At 64.7% G+C, this 20,302-nt stretch carries 12 protein-coding genes; 11 read left to right on the top strand and 1 reads right to left on the bottom strand.

The genetic code is table 11. The annotated features are described in order from the left end of the window. Positions 1-52: 52 nt before the first annotated feature. The 11 genes from RBJ75_RS00900 (at position 53) to RBJ75_RS00950 (ending at position 19,322) form a co-directional block, all read left to right on the top strand. Positions 53-3,328 (top strand): DUF2126 domain-containing protein, encoded by a 3,276-nt coding sequence (locus RBJ75_RS00900; RefSeq protein ID WP_044419075.1) that lies wholly within the window; start codon positions 53-55, stop codon positions 3,326-3,328. Positions 3,329-3,802: 474 nt separating this feature from the next. After that, complete coding sequence (locus RBJ75_RS00905) at positions 3,803-5,401, top strand: glycosyltransferase family 39 protein (protein WP_276156675.1); 1,599 nt, start codon at positions 3,803-3,805, stop codon at positions 5,399-5,401. A gap of 355 nt (positions 5,402-5,756) precedes the next feature. After that, positions 5,757-8,255, top strand: a complete 2,499-nt coding sequence (locus RBJ75_RS00910; protein ID WP_044408903.1) for a circularly permuted type 2 ATP-grasp protein — start codon at positions 5,757-5,759, stop codon at positions 8,253-8,255. Further along, positions 8,252-9,130, top strand: coding sequence for a transglutaminase N-terminal domain-containing protein (locus RBJ75_RS00915; protein WP_044408900.1), 879 nt, complete (start codon positions 8,252-8,254; stop codon positions 9,128-9,130). Before RBJ75_RS00910 ends, RBJ75_RS00915 begins: the two co-directional genes overlap by 4 nt. Beyond that, complete coding sequence (locus RBJ75_RS00920) at positions 9,127-10,314, top strand: NAD(P)/FAD-dependent oxidoreductase (RefSeq protein ID WP_044408897.1); 1,188 nt, start codon at positions 9,127-9,129, stop codon at positions 10,312-10,314. Before RBJ75_RS00915 ends, RBJ75_RS00920 begins: the two co-directional genes overlap by 4 nt. 251 nt (positions 10,315-10,565) lie before the next feature. Then, positions 10,566-10,967: a cache domain-containing protein gene (locus tag RBJ75_RS00925; RefSeq protein ID WP_044408909.1), complete on the top strand. Its 402-nt coding sequence runs from the start codon at positions 10,566-10,568 to the stop codon at positions 10,965-10,967. A gap of 45 nt (positions 10,968-11,012) precedes the next feature. Continuing rightward, positions 11,013-12,719 (top strand): methyl-accepting chemotaxis protein, encoded by a 1,707-nt coding sequence (locus tag RBJ75_RS00930; RefSeq protein WP_044408894.1) that lies wholly within the window; start codon positions 11,013-11,015, stop codon positions 12,717-12,719. 69 nt (positions 12,720-12,788) lie between these two features. Further along, positions 12,789-14,171, top strand: a complete 1,383-nt coding sequence (locus tag RBJ75_RS00935) for an ethanolamine ammonia-lyase subunit EutB (RefSeq protein WP_044408891.1) — start codon at positions 12,789-12,791, stop codon at positions 14,169-14,171. A gap of 230 nt (positions 14,172-14,401) precedes the next feature. Then, the gene (locus RBJ75_RS00940) at positions 14,402-15,988 is read left to right on the top strand and encodes a B12-binding domain-containing radical SAM protein (protein ID WP_044408888.1); all 1,587 of its coding nucleotides are present in this window, start codon (positions 14,402-14,404) and stop codon (positions 15,986-15,988) included. A 4-nt stretch (positions 15,989-15,992) separates the two neighbouring features. Then, a complete protein-coding gene (eutC, locus tag RBJ75_RS00945; RefSeq protein WP_044408885.1) occupies positions 15,993-16,757 on the top strand; it encodes an ethanolamine ammonia-lyase subunit EutC in 765 nt (254 codons plus the stop codon). Positions 16,758-16,961: 204 nt separating this feature from the next. After that, on the top strand, positions 16,962-19,322 hold the full coding sequence (locus RBJ75_RS00950) for an efflux RND transporter permease subunit (RefSeq protein WP_044408882.1): 2,361 nt from the start codon (positions 16,962-16,964) through the stop codon (positions 19,320-19,322). Between the two features lie 292 nt (positions 19,323-19,614). Here the strand turns inward: RBJ75_RS00950 and RBJ75_RS00955 are convergent, their stop codons facing one another. Then, the gene (locus RBJ75_RS00955) at positions 19,615-20,115 is read right to left on the bottom strand and encodes a hypothetical protein (protein WP_044408737.1); all 501 of its coding nucleotides are present in this window, start codon (positions 20,113-20,115) and stop codon (positions 19,615-19,617) included. Between the last annotated feature and the right edge of the window lie 187 nt (positions 20,116-20,302).

The raw sequence follows: 20,302 nt of genomic DNA on the forward strand, positions 1-20,302 counted from the left end.
TCCGCATCGGTTCCGGTGTTCTGCTCAAAAATAATGCTGGAGTCCCCCACCTGTGTCGATCTTCGTCGCGCTGCACCACGTCACCCATTATAAATATGACCGCCTGATCGACCTTGGCCCTCAAACCATCCGATTGCGCCCGGCGCCGCACACCCGCACGCCGATTCTGAGCTATTCGCTCAAGGTCACGCCGGCCAACCACTTCGTCAATTGGCAGCAGGACCCGCAGGGCAACTGGCTGGCGCGCTTCGTGTTTCCGGAGAAGGCCAGCGAGCTGAAGATCGAGGTCGATTTCACCGCCGAAATGACGGTGATCAACCCGTTCGATTTCTTCGTCGATCCCTCCGCCGAATCGTTTCCCTTCGCCTACAGCAACGACCTGCAGACCGAGCTGGCGCCCTATCTGGCGACCGAAGAGCCGGAGCCGTTGTTTGCGGCCTACCTTGCCGAGATTCCGCGCCAGGCCCCCAGCACGGTGAATTTCCTGGTCGATCTCAATGCCCGATTGCGCGACCGGATTCGCTACATCATCCGGATGGAGCCCGGCATCCAGACCCCCGAAGAGACGCTGGCCTCGGGCGCGGGATCGTGCCGCGATTCGGCCTGGCTCCTGATCCAGACGCTGCGCCATCTCGGCCTCGCGGCGCGCTTCGTCTCCGGCTATCTGATCCAGCTGCGCCCCGATATCGCGCCGGTCGACGGCCGGGTCGAGGTCGAGAACGATTTCACCGATCTGCACGCCTGGGCCGAGGCCTATATTCCCGGCGCCGGCTGGATCGGCTTCGACGTCACCTCCGGCATGCTGACCGGCGAGGGTCATATCCCGGTCGCCGCCACGCCGCATTACCGCTCCGCGGCGCCGATCTCCGGCGCGGTCGGTTTCGCCGAGGTCGACTTCGCCTTCGAGATGAATGTGCGGCGGATTCGCGAGGCGCCGCGCATCACCAAGCCGTTCTCCGACGCCTCCTGGGCGCGGCTCGATGCGCTGGGCGAACAGGTCGACGCTGATCTAAAAGCCCATGACGTGCGGCTCACCATGGGCGGCGAGCCGACCTTCGTGTCGATCGACGATCTCGAATCGCCAGAATGGAACATCGCCGCGGTGGGCCCGACCAAGCGCGGCCTTGCCGACGATCTGATCCGGCGCATGCAGAAGCGCTTCGCGCCCGGCGGGTTGCTGCATTTCGGCCAGGGCAAATGGTATCCCGGCGAAAGCCTGCCGCGTTGGGCCTTCGGCCTGTATTGGCGCAAGGACGGCGTGCCGATCTGGAAGAACCCGGCGCTGATCGCCCGGATGGAGGGCGAGCGCCCGGTCAAGATCGACGAGGCCGAGCGCTTCGCCGCAGGCACCGCCAAGCGGCTCGGAATCGGCACCGACTATGTGCTGCCGGCATTCGAGGACCCCGGCCACTGGCTGCAGAAGGAAGCCGGTCTGCCCGACAATGTCGATCCGACCGACAGCAAATTGGCCGATCCGGAAGAGCGCGCCCGGATGGCGCGGGTGTTCGATTCCGGCCTCAACGTGCCGAAAGGCTTCGTGCTGCCGATCCAGCGCTGGAACGCCGAAGCCGATCGTTGGCGCAGCGAGCGCTGGAAATTCCGCCGCGGCAATCTGTTTCTGACCCCCGGCGATTCTCCGCTCGGGCTGCGGTTGCCGATCGCCTCGCTGCCGCATATCGAGCCCGAAGACTATCCCTACATCGTCGAGCAGGATCCGATGGAGCCGCGCGAGCCGCTGCCGGACGAGGAGGGGACGGAGCGCGAAGCTGCGTCGCCACGGCAGCCGCGCGAGAAGACCGCGCGCCGTGCCGCCCCGGTGCGCACAGCGATGTCGATCGAGGTCCGCGACGGCATTCTGTGCGCCTTCATGCCGCCGGTGGAAAAGCTCGAGGACTATCTCGAACTGGTTTCGGCGGTGGAGGCCACCGCCGAAGAGATGCAGATGCTGGTGCACATCGAGGGCTATCCGCCACCATTCGATCCGCGCGTCGAAGTCATCAAAGTGACGCCCGATCCCGGCGTCATCGAGGTCAACATCCACCCGGCGCAGACCTGGCGCGAGGCGGTGACCACGACTTTCGGCCTCTATGAGGAAGCCGCCCAGGTCCGGCTTGGCGCCAATCGTTTTCTGGTCGACGGCCGGCACACCGGCACTGGCGGCGGCAATCATGTCGTGGTCGGCGGCGCCAAGCCCGAAGATTCGCCGTTCCTGCGCCGGCCCGATCTGTTGAAGAGCCTGGTGCTGTATTGGCAGCGCCATCCGTCGCTGTCCTACATGTTCTCCGGCATGTTCATCGGCCCGACCAGCCAGGCGCCGCGGATCGACGAGGCCCGCCATGACGGGTTGTACGAATTGGAGATCGCGCTGGCGCATGTGCCCAAGCCCGGCACCCCGGCGCCGCTATGGCTGGTCGACCGCCTGTTTCGCAACATCCTGGTCGATATCACCGGCAATACCCATCGGGCCGAAATCTGCATCGACAAGATGTACTCGCCCGACGGCGCCACCGGCCGGCTCGGCCTGGTCGAGTTTCGCGCGCTGGAAATGCCGCCGGACCCGCGCATGAGTCTGGCGCAGCAATTACTGATCCGGGCGCTGATCGCCAAGATGTGGCGCGAGCCGCAGGACGGCAAATTCGTGCGCTGGGGCACCACGCTGCACGACCGCTTCATGCTGCCGTTCTTTCTGTGGGAGGATTTTCGGGGCGTGCTCGCCGAGCTCGGCGATTCCGGCTATCCGTTCTCGCCGGAATGGTTCGAGGCCCAGCTCGAATTCCGCTTCCCGGTGTTCGGCAGCGTCCATCATGGCGGCGTCACCCTGGAAGTGCGGCAGGCGCTGGAGCCGTGGCATGTGATGGGCGAGGAAGGCTCGGCCGGCGGCACCGTGCGCTATGTCGATTCCTCGGTGGAGCGCTTGCAGCTGAAAGCCGAGGGCTTTGTCGAGGGCCGCCATGTCATCACCTGCAACGGCCGCGCGCTGCCGATGACGCCGACCGGGCGCTCCGGCGAAGCGGTCGGCGCGGTGCGATTCAAGGCCTGGCAGCCGGCCTCGGGGCTGCATCCGACGATTCCGGTGCATGCGCCGCTGGTGTTCGACATCGTCGATCGCTGGAATGGCCGTTCCTTGGGCGGCTGCGTCTATCACGTCGCCCATCCGGGCGGGCGCTCCTATGAGACCAAGCCGGTCAATTCCTACGAGGCCGAAGCCCGCCGGCTGGCGCGCTTCCAGGATCACGGCCACACCCCGGGCTGGATCGATCCGCGGCGCGAAGAACGGTCGCTGGAATTCCCCCTGACCCTCGATCTGCGATTGCCGCTGCCGCACTGAGCGGATGTGAGAGCATGATCCCGAAAAGTGGATCCCGGTTTTCGGAAAAGATCATGCTCAAACAACAAACTAGAGCGGGATGACGATTCGAAGATAAGTCATCCTGCTCGAGCGGCGAGGTGGTTGCCGCGCAGCAGGCTGGTGAGCGCATCCAATTCGGTCACGAACAGGATCGCCGGCGGTTGCCGGGTCGCTTGCACGTCGCGGCCAGCGCGGCGCCAACTCCGCGACAGGCGGGATTCGCTTCAACGCAAATATCGTCGGATTCACTGATCAGCGCCGCGCGTCGGTGAAGATCGTATCCAGGTTATGTCCAGGTTTGATGGACTGCCCCCGACGCGAAGCGCGGGGCAACTGGAATTGATACTTTGCTACGCGTGGCCGGAACAATTCGTCTTGCACCCCTTATCCTTTGAAGCTATTGGCCCCTGCGCGTGCCGCAGCCGACAAGGATAGGCACTGGGGGAGTTGAGTTTGTCTATTGTAGCGCGTGTGGTGAGGTTCTCGGGCCGATGGCAGGCATCAATTGTAAAGCTCGCTACGGATGCCAGCGTTTGCCGCGGTTTTGTGTTGGGGTTCATCACGGTTCATGTGCTGTTGTGGACCGTCATTCTGACGCTGCTCAAGGCGGCGCAGGACATTCACTTTGACGTAGCTGAAGCCTTTGGATGGGGGCAAAGCTATTTGTTCGGCTACGGCAAGCACCCCCCGCTCTCGGGCTGGGTCGCGGGCCTGTGGTTTTCTGTTTTCCCGACCGAGGATTGGGCCACCTACGCGCTGGCGATGACCGTCGTCGGCGTGGGGATGCTGATCTGCTGGATGATCGCATTGAGGGTGGTGGATCGCCGCCGCGCCTTTTTCGTTGTTGTCATGCTTGCCCTGTATCCAGTCTTCAATTTCAAAGGCTTCAAATACAATCCCGACCTGCTTCAACTGGTCACGCTTCCGCTCTTGGTATTGGCTTATCTGGATGCGTTCGACAAACGCACGGTGCGTTCGGGTGTCTGGCTCGGCATCGCCGCGGCTCTTGCGTTGCTGACGAAATACTGGGCGCTCACCATGATCGGCGCGATCGGAATCGCAGCGCTGGTTCACCCTGCCCGAATGGCGTTTCTTCGGTCTCCGGCGCCTTGGGTCGCCATCGTTGCAACGGCCATCGCCATGGTGCCGCACGCGATCTGGCTTGTGCGCGTCGACTTCCTTCCGCTGTCCTATGCGGAAGATACTTATGCGCTATCCACCCGCGCTGTAGCGTTGCGGTATGTTCGTGGATATGTTGCGCACAATCTTGCCCTTCTGGCGGTGCCCCTGGTTCTATCGGCCGTGGTGCTGGCGTGGGGGCGGTGGCGCTGCGTGTTTGTTGCTGATCCAATTGCTCTTGGTGGAGGACAGGCGCGGCCCGACATGCTACGGGCGCAGGCAATCAATGTCTGGATCATTCAGGCGGTGGTTGCGATCGGCCCCGTGCTCGGGGCGATGGCTTTCACTGTCCATATCAAGACCGATTGGGGAATCTCGCTGTTTTTCCTGGTGCCGTTGTGCGTGACGGCGATTCCGGCATTGCGGATTCAGCAAATTGCGCTGCCGAGAATTCTATTGATCTGGCTGACGATATCGCTGTTGCTGCTGGCGGTTTCGCCGCTGATAGCGACCTACACGATGCAGCGGAATTCGGCCGCCGATTATAGAACCGGAGCCCGCTCGGAACTCGCCCGTGACCTGACCGCCGCGTGGCACAGGCGTTTCCATCGCCGTTGGTCGATTGTCGTTGGCATGACCGAAATCGGCCAGCCTATGACTTTCTACAGCCCCGATCATCCCGTCACGCTTTGTCCGAACGAAAAATGGCCGTCCGGCCTCGCGTCGCCGGTCGCCGCAAAGGCCCTCGGCTTTGTCGGGATTTGTGACCCGAACGACTATCGTTTTCAGAGTTGCGAGGCATGGATGCGATCCCATGCCTCCGGCGCCGAGCATATTGTGATGCCCACCCATCGGGTCTTTCGCGGGCGAGCCGGTCCGCGAACCGACTGGAGTGTGTACTTCGTGACCCCGCAAACCGCTGATTCGCGATAAGGCCTCGCAAGGCGCCAGAGCGTCTTGAATTGCCGGTTGAACTCGATTGCGGACATCGGCGGCCGTGCCGATCCAAGCCTTGGGGCGTCCGGGGACGTCGGGCCTGCCATCGCCTCGCTCCGCTCCGACCCGGAACCTGGCGACTCCGGCCAAAATGGCCCGGTTTGACGCACGCAAGCGCTGTCAAGCGACGCGCGCAAATCGCGCGCATGATTTGGTGCGGGGATATCGCCGCCAAGGCGCTCACGTTTGCACGCAGCATGGGCTAGGGTGGCCGCGGATGTTCTGCTCCGGCAACGACGCTGGGGAGAAGCTCTGAATCACCGCATCATCGGAATTTTCGGGAGACCACTTCATGGCGGGAGACGCCGGCAGCAAGCTTCGTCCACGCGACCGCAAGGTGGCGCAGTGGACGCGCGATTATGTCCGGCTGCCTGGGATTCCCGACGAATTCATCGGCGCCGATGGCGCCCCGCGCGAGGTCTGGGCCCGATTTTTCGAGGCCTTCGCGGCGTTGACCCCGATCGAGGTCGAGCGCCGGTTCGGTACCGCCGACCGGCATCTGCGCGAGGCCGGCGTGACCTATCGGGCGCCCGGCGAATCGACCGACCGCGCCTGGGCGCTGAGCCATGTGCCATTGCTGATCGACGCCACCGAATGGCAACATATCGCCGCGGGCATTTCGCAGCGCGCGACCCTGCTCGAGGAGGTTCTGACCGATCTCTACGGCGCCGGCCGGCTGGTGGCGGAAGGCGCGGTGCCGGCGGCGGCGATCGCCGGCAGCGCCGAATATCTGCGCGCGGTCCGCGGCGTCAAACCGCCGGGGGGGCGCTATCTCAGCCTCTATGCCGCCGATATCGGCCGCGGCCCGGACGGGCGCTGGTGGGTGCTCGGCGACCGCACCCAGTCGCCGTCCGGCGCGGGCTATGCGCTGGAGAACCGGCTGGTGCTGTCGCGCGCCTTCACCGACCTCTATAAATCGATGAATATCGAACGGGTGGCGCCGTTCTTCGAGGCGTTCCGCGATAGTCTGCGCGCCAGCGCCGACCGCGACGAGCCGCGGATCGGGGTGCTGACGCCGGGCTCGTTCAGCGAGACCTATTTCGAGCACGCCACCTTGGCGCGCTATCTCGGCTTCCTGCTGGTCGAAGGCGACGACCTCGCGGTCCAGGGCGATCGCGTCCATATCCGCACCGTGGCGGGTCTGAAGCGGCTCGACGTGCTGTTGCGGCGGGTGGATTCCAACTCGCTCGATCCGCTCGAACTCGACGCCTCATCGCAGCTCGGCGTGCCGGGCCTGATCGACGTGCTGCGCAAGAACGGCGTGGTGATCGCCAACATGCCGGGCTCGGGCGTGATCGAGGCCCGGGCGCTGCTGGGCTTTCTGCCCAATCTCAGTCGCCGGCTGCTCGGCGAGGACCTGATGATGCCGCATATCGCCACCTGGTGGTGCGGCCAGCCGGCCGCCCGCGAAGAGGTGCTCGACCGGCTCGACCATTTCGCGATCGAAGGCGCCTATGGCGGCGGCGTGCCAGGGTTTCCCGGCCGCGGTCCGGTGCTGGCGGCGGATCTGTCGCCGAGCGAGCGCGACCGGTTGCGCAGCGGAATCGTCAATCGCGGCATCGATTATGTCGGCCAGGAACTGGTGCGGCTGTCGACCACGCCGGTATGGGACAATGGCGCGCTGGCGCCGCGGCCGTTCGTGCTGCGGGTGTTCGCGGCCGCCACCGAAGATGGCTGGACCATCATGCCGGGCGGGTTCTGCCGGATCGCCGAACGGCTGGATTCGCGGGCGGTATCGATGGGGCAGGGCGCACGCGCCGCCGATGTCTGGGTGGTCTCCGACAAGGCGGTCTCGACCGCCTCGCTGCTGCCCGCGGTGGACACGGTGCGGATCCGGCGCATCGCCGGCTGGGTGCCGAGCCGCGCCGCCGACAATCTGTTCTGGCTCGGCCGCTATCTCGAGCGCGCCGAGGCGACGCTGCGGCTGGTGCGGGCGCTCAGCGTGCCGCTGCGCGATCCCGGCAAGGGGCTGCTGCATCACCAGTCGATCGAGCGCATCCAGCGGCTGCTGATCACCTGGGGCGCGACCTCGCTGGGATCGCGGGCGCGGCCGGCCCGCATCGCGATCGACGCGCTGCAGGGCGAAGAGGATTTCGGCTCGGCGCTGTCGCTGCTGCGCGCGGCGCAGCGCACCGCGACCTCGCTGCGCGAGCGGCTGTCGCCGGATGCCTGGCAGGTCGTCACCCAGATGTCCGAGCAGCTCGAGCGCAAGGTCGACGACGAAGACGGCGTCGTCAGCGCCGCCGAGCTGACGCTGCAGGAGCTGGCGAGCTTCTCCGGCCTCGCCCAGGAAAACATGAACCGCGCCGCCGGCTGGCGCTTTCTCAAAATGGGCCGCCGCGTCGAGCGCGCCATCAACACCACGCGCTTTGCCCGTCAGTTCGCGCCGGATGACGCCAGCGGCGAGGATCTCGACATCCTGCTGACGCTGGGGGATTGTCAGATCACCTATCGCTCGCGCTATCTGCTCGGCCCGCTGCTGTCGCCGGTGCGCGACCTGATCGTGCTCGATCCGTACAATCCGCGCTCGGTGGCGTTTCAGGTCCAGGAGCTCAACGACCATATCGGCAATCTGCCGGCCTTGAAGGAGGATGGTTTGATGGAGCGCCCGCAACGGCTGGCGGTCGCCCTGCAGGCGATGCTGACCACCGCCGAGGCCGCCGCGCTCGACGCCAAATTGCTGTTCGCCATGGAGCAGGATCTGCTGACCCTCGCCGAGGCGATCGGCGCGCATTACTTCCCGCACGGGGCGAGTGCGATGCGGCCCGAAAAGCTGATGGGGCTTGCGTGATCTACGATATCCGCCACGTCACGACCTACAGCTACAGCAGCTCGGTCAGTTTCGCGCGTTGCTCGCTGCGGCTGAAGCCGGTGAGCGATTCCGGCCAGCAACTGATCTCGTACAGCGTCGAGATCAAGCCGCGTCCGGCGAGCCGGACCTCGCGGCTGGATTATTTCGGCACCGATACCGAAAGCATCGTGATCGAGGCCCCGCACCGGCTGCTGCGGATCGACGCCCGCTCGCGCGTCGAGGTCAGCCGCCGGGCGCCGGCGCGCGACGGCGGCAGCCCGGCATGGGAAAGCGTGCGCGAGGCGGCCTTCGATTCCTCTAGTCTTAGCGCCGACGCGCCGATCGGCTATGTGTTCGAAAGTCCGCTGGTGCCGATCCAGGAGCCGGTGACGCGCTATGCCGCGCAGAGTTTTGCGTCGGCGCGCGGCATACTGGCCGGCTCGGTCGATCTGATGCACCGCGTCCACACCGAATTCAAATATGATTCCAAGGCGACGCAGATCTCCACCCCGCTCGCGGAGGTGTTCGAGAAGCGCCATGGCGTGTGTCAGGATTTCGCCCATGTGATGATCGCCGGGCTGCGCGGCCTCGGACTGCCGGCGGCCTATGTCAGCGGCTATCTGCGCACCTATCCGCCGCCGGGCAAGCCGCGGCTGCAGGGCGCCGACGCCACCCATGCCTGGGTCGCGGTGTGGTGCGGCAATGAGACCGGCTGGATCGGATTCGATCCCACCAACGACATTCTGGTCGAGACCGATCATATCGTGCTGGCGATGGGACGGGATTTCTCCGATGTGTCGCCGGTCGACGGTGTCATCGTCGGCTCGCGCAGGCAGAAGCTCGGCGTCGCGGTGGACGTCGTGCCGGTCGAATGAGCAAGCCGAACGCCTATGACGTCATCGTGCTCGGTGCCGGCGCCGCCGGGCTGATGTGCGCCGGCGCAGCCGCCAAGCGCGGCCGCTCGGTGCTGGTGATCGAGCAGGCCAACGCGCCCGGCGAAAAGATCCGCATTTCCGGCGGAGGGCGCTGCAATTTCACCAATCTGCACACCACGCCGGCGAATTTCCTGTCACAGAATCCGCGGTTCTGCGTCTCGGCGCTGGCCGGCTATACCCAGCGCGATTTCATCGCGCTGGTGGACAAATACGCCATCGCCTATCACGAAAAGACCAGGGGCCAGCTGTTTTGCGACGGCTCGGCGCGGCAGATCGTCGACCTGCTGATGCAGGAATGCCGGGCCGGCAATGTCCAGTTACGGTTCGGGCTGCGCAGTCCGGCGATCGCCCGCGATGCCGATGGTTTCGTTCTGACCAGCGAGCAAAGCGTGTATCGCTGCCGCTCGCTGGTGGTCGCCACCGGCGGGCCGTCGATTCCAAAAATGGGCGCCAGCGGCTTCGGCTACAAGGTGGCGGAGCAGTTCGGCCTCACAATCGTGCCGCCGCGCGCCGCGCTGGTGCCGCTGACCTTCGCCCCGGACCTCTTGCCGCAATTCGCCGAATTGTCCGGGATCGCGGTCGACGCGGTTGTCAGCTGCGGCAAGGTCTCTTTCGACGAGGCGCTGCTGTTCACCCATCGCGGGTTGAGCGGTCCGGCAATCCTGCAGATCTCGTCCTATTGGCGCGAGGGCGCCGACATCGTCCTCGACATGGCGCCCTCGGTCGATGTGCTGGCCAGGCTGAAACAGTTGCGCCGCGAGCATCCCCGGCAGGAGCCCGCGACCGCGCTCGCCGACTTCCTGCCCAAGCGGCTGGCGCAGGCGATCGCCGACCGCGTTGCGGGACCGGTCCGGATCGCCGACGCCTCCGACAAATTGTTGCAGACGATCGCCGCGGCAGTGAAGGCGTGGCGGCTTCGGCCCAACGGCACCGAAGGATTCCGCACCGCCGAAGTCACCCTCGGCGGCATCGATACCAGTCAGTTGTCGTCGAAGACGCTGGAGTGCAAATCGGTGCCCGGCCTGTATTTCATCGGCGAAGTCGTCGACGTGACCGGTCACCTCGGCGGCTTCAATTTTCAATGGGCGTGGTCGTCCGGCTATGCTGCGGCGCAACGCGCATAGTCAGCGATTAGCAGTTAGTTGACTTGGCGACGCGCCTTAGCGGCTGGCCGCCTCAGTTAATTACCAGCGACGCCATGTCTTCGTAGAAACCCCAGGTTGAATTTTAACCGAAGTTTGGTGTTTCGCTGTGCATGATAATCGGGTCGGTGGCCGTTCGGCCGCGCATCCCTAGAATTGGAGAATTGCCAGTGAGATTTTCGGTTTCAAGACTGACCTCCGTTGTCGCCGTCGCGGCGCTGACCGTTTCGGCAATGCCGGTCTTCGCCGGCGCCAACAAGGAGCAGGCGATCGCGATCGTCAAGGAGGCCGTCACCCTGATCAAGGCCGATGGCGCCGACAAGGCCTATCCGACGCTCAGCGACAAGACCGGGCCGTTCGTCAAGGGCGACCTCTATGTCGTGGTCTATCAGCTCGACGGCAAGGTGCTGGCGCATGGGTCGAATGCCAAATTCATCGGCAAGGATCTGATCGACGCGCAGGACGTCGACGGCAAGCTGTATGTCAAGGAACGGGTCGAACTGGCCGCCAAGAATCCGTCGTTCTGGCAGGAATACAAATTCGTCAATCCGGTCAGCAAGAAGGTCGAGCCGAAGGAAATGTATTGCGAGAGGCTCGACAATACCGCCGTGTGCGCCGGCATCTACAAGCTGTAACTTTCGGCCTCGCGGGTCGCCGTCACGCACATTGGAAGTCTTGTTATGAGTCGCTGGATCAATAATGTGGGCCTGTCCTGGAAGGTCCAGTTGGCGCCTGCGCTACTCGTCGCGGTCCTGATCGGGCTCGGCGCCTACGCGTTGCATGCGCTGCGGCTCAATCAAGTCAGCGTCGATGCGCTGGTGTCAGGTCCGGTGCGGCAGTCGGAATTGGCTGGCGAACTCAACACCGCGATCTGGACCGCGCACGCCAAATTGTATCGCCTGGCGGCGACGGCGGCGAACGAAACCGATCAGACCAAGCTCGCCGCGGTGTCCAAGGACGCGATGGCGGCGGCGGCTACGCTACCCGCCGCGCTGGCGGCGATGCAAACCGTCCAGGGCAATTCGGCGATCAATCCCGCGGCGTTCGAGAAACTGAAAACCGCCGTGGCCGGTTATCTCAAGCAATCGAAGAACGCCATCGAGATGGCGGATGGAGATGCCGGCTCGGCGATGATGTTCATCAAGAGCGCGGAACGCTACTTCGGCGCCATCGAACAACTGACCGATCAATTGATGCTGGCCAGCAATGACAGCAGGGATCGCGAGATCGCGCGCGCCGGCATCGAGCTCGAACGCCAGCAATTGACGCTGTCGGTTGTTCTGGCGGTGGTGGCGTTCGGCGGAATCGTGGTCTCGCTGCTGGTCGGGCGCAATATTTCCCGTCCGGTGGTGGCGATGTCGAGTGCCATGCGTGAACTGGCGGCGGGGAATTTCGCTGTGCAATTGCCGGGGCTCGACCGTGCCGATGAGGTCGGTCAGATGGCGCGCTCCGTCGAGGAGTTCAAGCTGCACGCGGCCGCCAAGGCAGAACATGACATCGTCGAACGCGAGCAGAAGGACGCCGAGGCCGCCCGCGCGCGGCGCGCCGAACTGCATCAGCTCGCGGATCGGTTCGAAGCCGCGATGGGCAGCATCGTCGAAAATGTCGGCACCGCATCCGGCGGGCTGGAAAATTCCGCGACCGGACTGGCAAGGAGCAGCTCGGCGACCCAGCAGCTCTCGACCGTGGTGGCCGCGGCGTCGGAGGAAACTTCGAACAACGTCCAGGCCGTGGCCTCGGCCAGCGAGCAGATGTCGGCGTCGGTCAGCGAGATCGGCCGCCAGGTTCGCGAATCCGGCGCCATTGCCGCCGAGGCGGTGGAGCAGGCCCGCAAGACCGACGAGCGGATCGCCAAGCTGGCAGTAGCGGCGAGCCGGATCGGCGACGTCACCAAATTGATCACCGCGATCGCCGGCCAGACCAATCTGCTGGCGCTCAACGCCACCATCGAATCGGCGCGGGCGGGTGAGGCCGGCAAGGGTTTTGCGGTGGTCGCCCAGGAGGTCAAGGCGCTGGCGGCCCAGACCTCCAATGCCACCGATGAAATCAGCATGCAGATCGCCGAGATGCAGGCCGCCACTGGGGAGTCGGTGACCGCCATCAAGGAGATCGGCGGCACCATCGGACGGATCGCCGGCATAGCCTCGACCATCGCGGCCTCTGTCGAGGAGCAGGGCGCGGCCACAAGGGAAATCGCCCGCAGCGTCCAGCAGGCCGCGGTCGGCACCACCCAGGTCGCCAACAGCATCGGCGACGTCAATCGCGGCGCGGCCGATACTGGCGCTGCGGCATCGCAGGTGCTGTCGTCGGCGCAGATGCTGTCCAGCGAGAGCAATCGGCTCAAGGCCGAGGTGGTGAAATTTCTTGCGACCGTGCGGGTCGCCTAACACATTATCCGATGGTAGCTTGCGGCGAGCCGCACTCCGCGCTGGTGCGGAGGCGGCGCCGGGAATGCTATGATCTACCGCCACGCCATCGGCCACACCACCTATGTGTTCGACGATCTGCGGGCGCTGCTGGCCAGGGCCACGCCGCCGCGCTCCGGCGACCGGCTGGCAGGCGTCGCCGCCGAGACCGCCGAGCAGATGGTCGCCGCCCGGATGGCGCTGGCGGATCTGCCGCTGGCCCAATTCCTCAACGAAGCCGTGGTGCCCTACGAGGACGACGAGGTCACCCGCCTGATCGTCGATCGCCATGATGCGGCAGCGTTCGCGGCGATTTCCGCGCTCACCGTCGGTGGCTTCCGCGACTTTCTGCTGTCGGATGCGGCCACGCCGCAGGCGCTGGCGCTGCTGGCGCCCGGCGTCACGCCGGAAATGGCGGCGGCGGTATCGAAGCTGATGCGCAACCAGGACCTGATCCTGGTGGCGAAGAAATGCGCGGTGACCACGCGATTTCGCAACAGCATCGGGCTGCCCGGCCGGCTCAGCGCCCGACTGCAGCCGAATCATCCGTTCGACGATGCAAAGGGCATCACCGCCTCGATCCTCGACGGGCTGATGCTGGGCTCGGGCGATGCCTGCATCGGCATCAACCCAGCCAGCGACGATCCGGCGGTGCTCGGCAATCTGGTGCGGCTGCTCGACGACGTCATCACCCGGTTGCGGATTCCGACCCAGAGCTGCGTGCTGACCCACGTCACCACCACGATCGATCTGATCGCGCAGGGCTGCCCGATCGATCTGGTGTTTCAATCGATCGCGGGCACCCAGGCCGCCAACAGCAGTTTCGGCATCGATCTGGCGATTCTGAACGAGGCGCATCAGGCCGGCCTGTCGCTGCAGCGCGGCACCATCGGCGACAATGTGATGTATTTCGAGACCGGGCAGGGCTCGGCGCTGTCGGCCAATGCCCATCACGGCGTCGACCAGCAGACCTGCGAGGCGCGCGCCTATGGGGTGGCGCGGGCGTTCGATCCGTTGCTGGTCAACAGCGTGGTCGGCTTCATCGGGCCGGAGTACCTCTATGACGGCAAGGAGATCATCCGCGCCGGATTGGAGGACCATTTCTGCGGAAAATTGCTCGGCCTGCCGCTCGGCGTCGACATTTGTTATACCAACCACGCCGAAGCCGATCAGGACGACATGGACAATCTGCTGACGCTGCTCGGCGCCGCCGGCGTCAGCTTCATCATGGGCGTGCCCGGCGCCGACGATGTCATGCTGAATTACCAGTCGACCTCGTTTCACGACGCGCTCTATGTCCGCGACCTGCTCGGCCTGCGGCGGGCGCCGGAATTCGACGACTGGCTGGTGCGCAGCGGGCTGGCCGACGCGGATTTCCGGCTTGCCGCAATCGACGACCTGCTTCCCGAATTCGCCTCCCGGTTGATCGCCTGACCACCAATTCGGTCTCCCGAACCCGCCACAATCTTGAAGAATTTCTGGTTCAGCATGGCTGGCTGTGGTGGGATTGCAACAGTGCGCAAGGCATATTCCAGAAAGATGGAACGGCCTTGTGACTGAAGTGTTACAGCCGACAGGTTAACGTGCGTCGTCCTTCGAACCGCTTGGGATGATCCTGAAACCAAGGGATACATACGACTTGTATCATTCGCAGAGGACGTCCGATGAGAGCTGAATCCGGCCAGAGCAGTCGTCGCATCCTGTGCGTGTTCCCGCGATACACCTCGTCATTCGGCACCTTCGAACATGCCTATCCGCTCACCGACAATGTGCAGGCCTTCATGCCACCGCAGGGCCTGCTGGTGATAGCCGCCTATCTGCCGGAAGAATGGGAGGCCCGTTTCGTCGACGAGAACATCCGGCCGGCGACGGATGAGGATTTCGAATGGGCCGAGGCGGTGTTCGTCAGCGGCATGCATATTCAGCGCCAGCAGATGAACGACATCTGCCGCCGCGCCCATGCCCATGATCTGGCGGTGGCGATCGGTGGCCCCTCGGTCAGCGCCTGCCCGCAGCATTATCCGGGCTTCGATTATCTGCACATCGGCGAGCTCGGCGACGCCACCGATCAGCTGATCGCGCGGCTGGCGCAGGATCCGTCGCGGCCGCCGCAGCAGGTGGTGCTGACCACCGAAGACCGGCTCGACATGACGCTGTTTCCGATTCCGGCCTATGAGCTGGCGGAGTGCAGCCGCTATCTGCTCGGCAGCGTGCAATATTCCAGCGGCTGCCCGTATCAATGCGAATTCTGCGACATTCCCGGGCTGTATGGCCGCAATCCGCGGCTGAAGACGCCGGAGCAGATCGTCATCGAGCTCGACCGCATGCTGGAATGCGGCATCCGCGGCTCGGTGTATTTCGTCGACGACAATTTTATCGGCAATCGCAAGGCCGCGCTCGATCTGCTGCCGCATCTGATCGAATGGCAGAAGCGCACCGGCTACGCCATCGCGCTGGCCTGCGAGGCCACGCTCAACATCGCCAAGCGACCGGAAATTCTCGAGAAGATGCGCGAGGCGTATTTCATCACGATCTTCTGCGGAATCGAGACGCCGGACCCGGCGGCGCTCAAGGCGATGCAGAAGGACCACAATATGATGGTCCCGATCATGGAGGGGGTGCGCACCATCTCCAGCTACGGCATGGAGGTGGTGTCCGGAATCATCCTCGGGCTCGACACCGATACGGCGCAGACCGGCGAATTCCTGATGGAGTTCATCGCCCAGTCGCAGATTCCGCTGCTCACCATCAACCTGCTGCAGGCCTTGCCGAAGACGCCGCTGTGGGACCGGCTGGAGAAGGAAGGCCGGCTGATCCACGATGACGGCCGCGAATCCAATGTCGACTTCCTGATGCCCTATGAGCAGACCGTGGCGATGTGGCGCGATTGCATGGCGCGCGCCTACGACCCGGAGGCGCTGCTGGCGCGCTTTGAATATCAGGTGCAGACGACCTACAAGAATCGCCTGCATCCGCCGGCATCGCCGCAGCGCGCCTCGAAGGCCAATATCAAGCGCGGGCTGATCATTCTGCGCAACATTCTGTGGCAGGTCGGCGTGCTGGGCGATTACAAATGGGCGTTCTGGAAATTCGCCGCGCGGCGGCTGATCCGCGGCGACATCGAGAATCTGCTCAGCGTGATGCTGGTCGCCCATCATCTGATCACCTTCGCCCGCGAGGCCTCGCGCGGCAGCGTCAACGCGTCGAATTATTCGGTGCGCTTGCGTGAGGCGTCGGTGCCGGCGGAATAGACTGATGACTCCATCGCCGCATTCGCCGCGCTCTCTGTCGGATCTGCGTCGCCTGACCCCCGCGCGGGTCGCGCTGGGCCGCGTCGGCGTCAGCCTGCCGACCAAGGCGTTGCTGGACTTCACGCTGGCTCACGCCCGCGCCCGCGACGCCGTCCACGCCGAATTCGATAGCAGCGGCATCGCCGCCGGGCTGGAGGCGCTGGGGCTGACCGCGTTGCCGGTGGCGAGCCGCGCGGTCGGGCGCAAGGATTATCTGGCGCGGCCCGATCTTGGTCGGCAGCTCGATCCGGCATCGCGCGATGCGGTCGCCGCCGGCGCTGGCGGTTGTGACCTGGCCTTGATGATCGGCGATGGGCTGTCGCCGGTGGCGGTCAACAGCCATGGCCTCGAAATGGTTCGCCATCTGTTGCCGCGACTGGCCGGGATCGGCGTCGGCGCCGTCGCGGTAGCGACCGGCGCGCGGGTCGCATTGGGCGATGAGATCGGCACGCTGCTCGGCGCCCGCGCCATTCTGGTGCTGATCGGCGAGCGACCGGGCCTGTCGGCGCCGCATAGTCTGGGGGCCTATCTGACCTACGCGCCGCGGCCGGGCCGCACCGACGCCGAACGCAATTGCGTCTCCAACATTCATGCGGCGGGGATCAGCTATGAAGAGGCCGCGCACAAGATCGCCTGGCTGGTGCGTCAAGCGCTGATGCGACAGCTCTCCGGTGTGGCGTTGAAGGACGACAGCGGGATCGCGGTGCTGCCGTTTTCGGCGCCATCGTAATGTCATGTGAGCCCCGCGCGACACACCGTTCTGGGTAGCAAGCCGAGGCTACCGGGCGCGCTTGCGAGCCGTCGCACAGACCTGCTAGACACGCGCCACGGCAATTCCAATTCGCGTTTCAAAGGCTAGCTCCGATCCGGCAGGCGTCGTCGCATTCGTGCCGGAAGTGGCGTTGAGCACAGCGAGCAAGAGGATCGACCGGGTATGCTGAACAAGAATGTCAACGACGCCGTCGTCAAATCGCCGCGGCGCTCGCTCAGCATTGCCTTCGGTCTCGAGCGCCTCGGGCTGATCGCGGTCCGCGCGCCGATCCTGTCCTGCATCATTCTTGTCGTGCTCGTGGTTGGCGCGATCTTCGGCATCCAGCGCATCAAGATCGACGATTCGCTCAGTCAGCTGTTCCGCTCCGACTCCAAGGAATATCGGCAGTACGAAGAGGTGACCAAGCGGTTTCCCTCCACCGAATTCGACGTGCTGGTGGTGGTCGAAGGCAAGACGCTGCTGGAGCGCGACAATCTGGAGAAGGTCCGCGATCTGGTGACCGATCTGCAGCTGATCGACGGCACCCGCGGCCTGATCTCGCTGTTCTCGGCGCGGCAGGCGCCGGCGCCTGGCAAGCTGCCGGCGGCGCTGTTTCCTCAGGTGCTGCCGCAGGGCGCCGATTACGACAAATTCATCGAAACGGTGAAGAGCAACGAGATCATCCGCGGCAAGCTGTTGTCGGATGACGGTACGCTGGCGCTGATCGTGCTATCGCTGAAGCCGGAGATCGTCAGCAGCAACAAGCTCAACACCACCGTCGCCGAAATCCGCAAGGTGATGGCCCAGGACCTCGCCGGCTCCGGGCTGTCCGAGCAATTGTCCGGCGTTCCGGTGATGCAGCTCGAGATCCGCAACGCGGTGGAGCGCGACGGGCTGATCTACAATATTGCCGGGATTCTGGCAGGCTGTCTGATCGCGATCCTGTTCTTCCGCAAGGTCTCCTTCATGGTCGTCGCGGCGTTTCCGCCGCTGCTGGCGATCCTGCTGTCGCTCGGCGTGCTCGGCTGGGCCGGCTTCAGCCTCAACATGTTCCTCAACGTGATGACGCCGCTGATCATGGTGATCAGTTTCTCGGATTCGATGCAGCTGACCTTTGCGGCGCGCGACCGGCTGATCGCCGGCGAGGATCGCTTCACCGCGTTCCGCAACGCCGTGCTGGTGGTCGGGCCGGCCTGCGTGCTGACCCACGCCACCGCCGGCATTTCCTTCCTGGCGCTGCAGTTCTCCGATTCCGACCTGATCCGGGCCTTCGGCGAGGCCGGGCTCGCCGCCACCATCATCGCGCTGATCGCGGTGCTGTCGCTGGTGCCGGTGTTCGGCGTGCTGCTGGTGCGCGATGAGGTGGCGTTCGCCGCCAAGTTCAAGACCGCCGACGCCGGCGTCAATGCGCTGCGCCGGTTCTGCGGTTGGATCGCGGCGCGGATGGTCGGTCGCCCCGGGCTGTTCAGCCTGATCGCACTGATCGTGGTCGGCGGGCTGGCGGTGATCTATGCCAATCTCGAGCCGCGATACCGCCTAGCCGATCAGGTCCCCGACAAGCAGCAGGCGGTGGAGGCCTCCGGCCGGCTCGACGCCAAGCTGACCGGCGCCAATCCGATCGACGTGCTGATCGAATTCCCCAAGGGCGAGACGCTGTATTCGCCGCAGACCCTGCAGACCATCGCCGATGTTCACAGGCAGGTCGAGGAACAAGCTGGCGTCGGCAATGTCTGGTCGCTGGAGACGCTGCGACGCTGGCTCGCCGAAAAGGCCGGCAGCAGTGACGTCGCCACGCTGAAGGAATATGTCTCGCTGCTGCCGGTGCATTTGGTTCGGCGCTTCATCTCGGAGGACCAGTCCGCGGTGGTGGTGTCGGGGCGCGTCCCCGATCTAGATGCCAGCCGGATCCTCCCGGTGGTCGACAAGCTCGACAAAGCGCTCGACGCGGTTCGCCAGGCCCATCCGGGCTATGAGATCGCGGTCACCGGCCTGTCGGCGATCGCGGCGCGCAACAGCGCCAGCATGATCGAGAAGCTCAATCACGGCTTGACGATCGAATTCCTGCTGGTCGCGATCTTCATCGGGCTGGCGTTCCGATCCGCGGTGGTGATGTTCGCCTGCATCCTGCCGGGCATCTTCCCGGTGGTGCTGTCCGGCACGGTGTTGTGGCTGCTCGGACAGGGCCTGCAATTCGCCAGCGTGGTGGCGCTGACGGTGTCGTTCGGCCTGGGCCTGAGTGCGACGATCCACTTCCTCAACCGGCTGCGGCAGGAAACCACGCCGGGCACCAGTGCGGCGGTCGCGGTCGAGCGTGCCACCGTGCTGGTCGGGCCGGCGCTGATTCTGACCACGGTGGTGTTGGCCTGCGGGCTGGTGGTGACGGTGTTCTCGGATCTGCCGTCGCTGCGGCTGTTCGGCTGGCTCAGCGCCTTCGCCATGGTGGCGGCGCTGGTCGCCGACCTGTTCATCCTGCGACCAACCGCGATGTGGCTGATCAACACCGCGGAGTGGCTGCGGGGGCGACGGCAGAAGGCTGCGGAATAGCTTCGACGGATGTCGCGGGCTCCGCAAACAAAACCCCCGGGAGTGATCCCGAGGGTTGCTGGGTCGATCACCGAGTGCTTGTCAGAGCCTTGTTGAAAAAGCGACCAACAACACGACGCCTTCAAGACCGTCATAGCGAGGAGCTGTTGCGACGAAGCAATCACGTCCTTGCTTGATGTCGCTGGATTGCTTCGCGGTCGGACGGCGCGATGCGCCGTCCTCCGCTCGCAATGACGAAATCAAGCGCGATTTTGGTGGTTTTTTTTTCGGTCAGACTCTCAGCTGGGCAGGGTCAGCTGCGCACCATGCTGATATTGACGCCGCGGATTTCGCCCTTGGAGCTGATCTGCACCGACTGCCGGTTGCCGCGGGTGGTCAAGGTCAGGCTGGCGGCAAAGCCGGCGGCCTGGACGAACACCTCGATCTGGCCGCCGCCAGCGGTGCCCTGAAGGTCGCCATTGAGGTTGCGGCTGGCTTCGCTCCAGTGTCCGGAGATTCGATCCCCCTGACTGACGACATTGCTGGTGAGTTCGAATTTGTAGCTGTCGCTGGCGCAGCGCAGGGATTGGGCCAGCTCCTTGCCGCCGCCGCCGACCTTGTAGCTCGCGCGGCAGCGCAGCCGCTCCTTGGTTCCATCTGCCAATGACACCGTTCCAGCTCCGGCCCAGGTGCCGGAGAAGCCGGCAAACGGACCGGACTGCGCGTGGCTCGCCGACATCGACAGCAGCATCGCGGCGCCTAAGCCCGCTGCCCTGAGCGCGTGCGCATTGAACGTGGAAGGTGAAAGTCTCATGTCGTAACCCCTGAAAGTATCTTGGCCCGACGGCCTCGCCGCATCAGCTATTTAGTCAAGGTGCGGAACGGTAGGTTCAAACCAGATAATAAGTTCGAATGTTGCGAACGCAATGACCGCGGGTCGGATGCGTTCGGTGATTCGATGGTTGTGAACGAACGCGATCCGCAGCTGTTCCGATCGACCG

It is taken from the genome of Rhodopseudomonas sp. BAL398 (assembly GCF_033001325.1).
Classification (GTDB): Bacteria; Pseudomonadota; Alphaproteobacteria; order Rhizobiales; family Xanthobacteraceae; genus JARJEH01.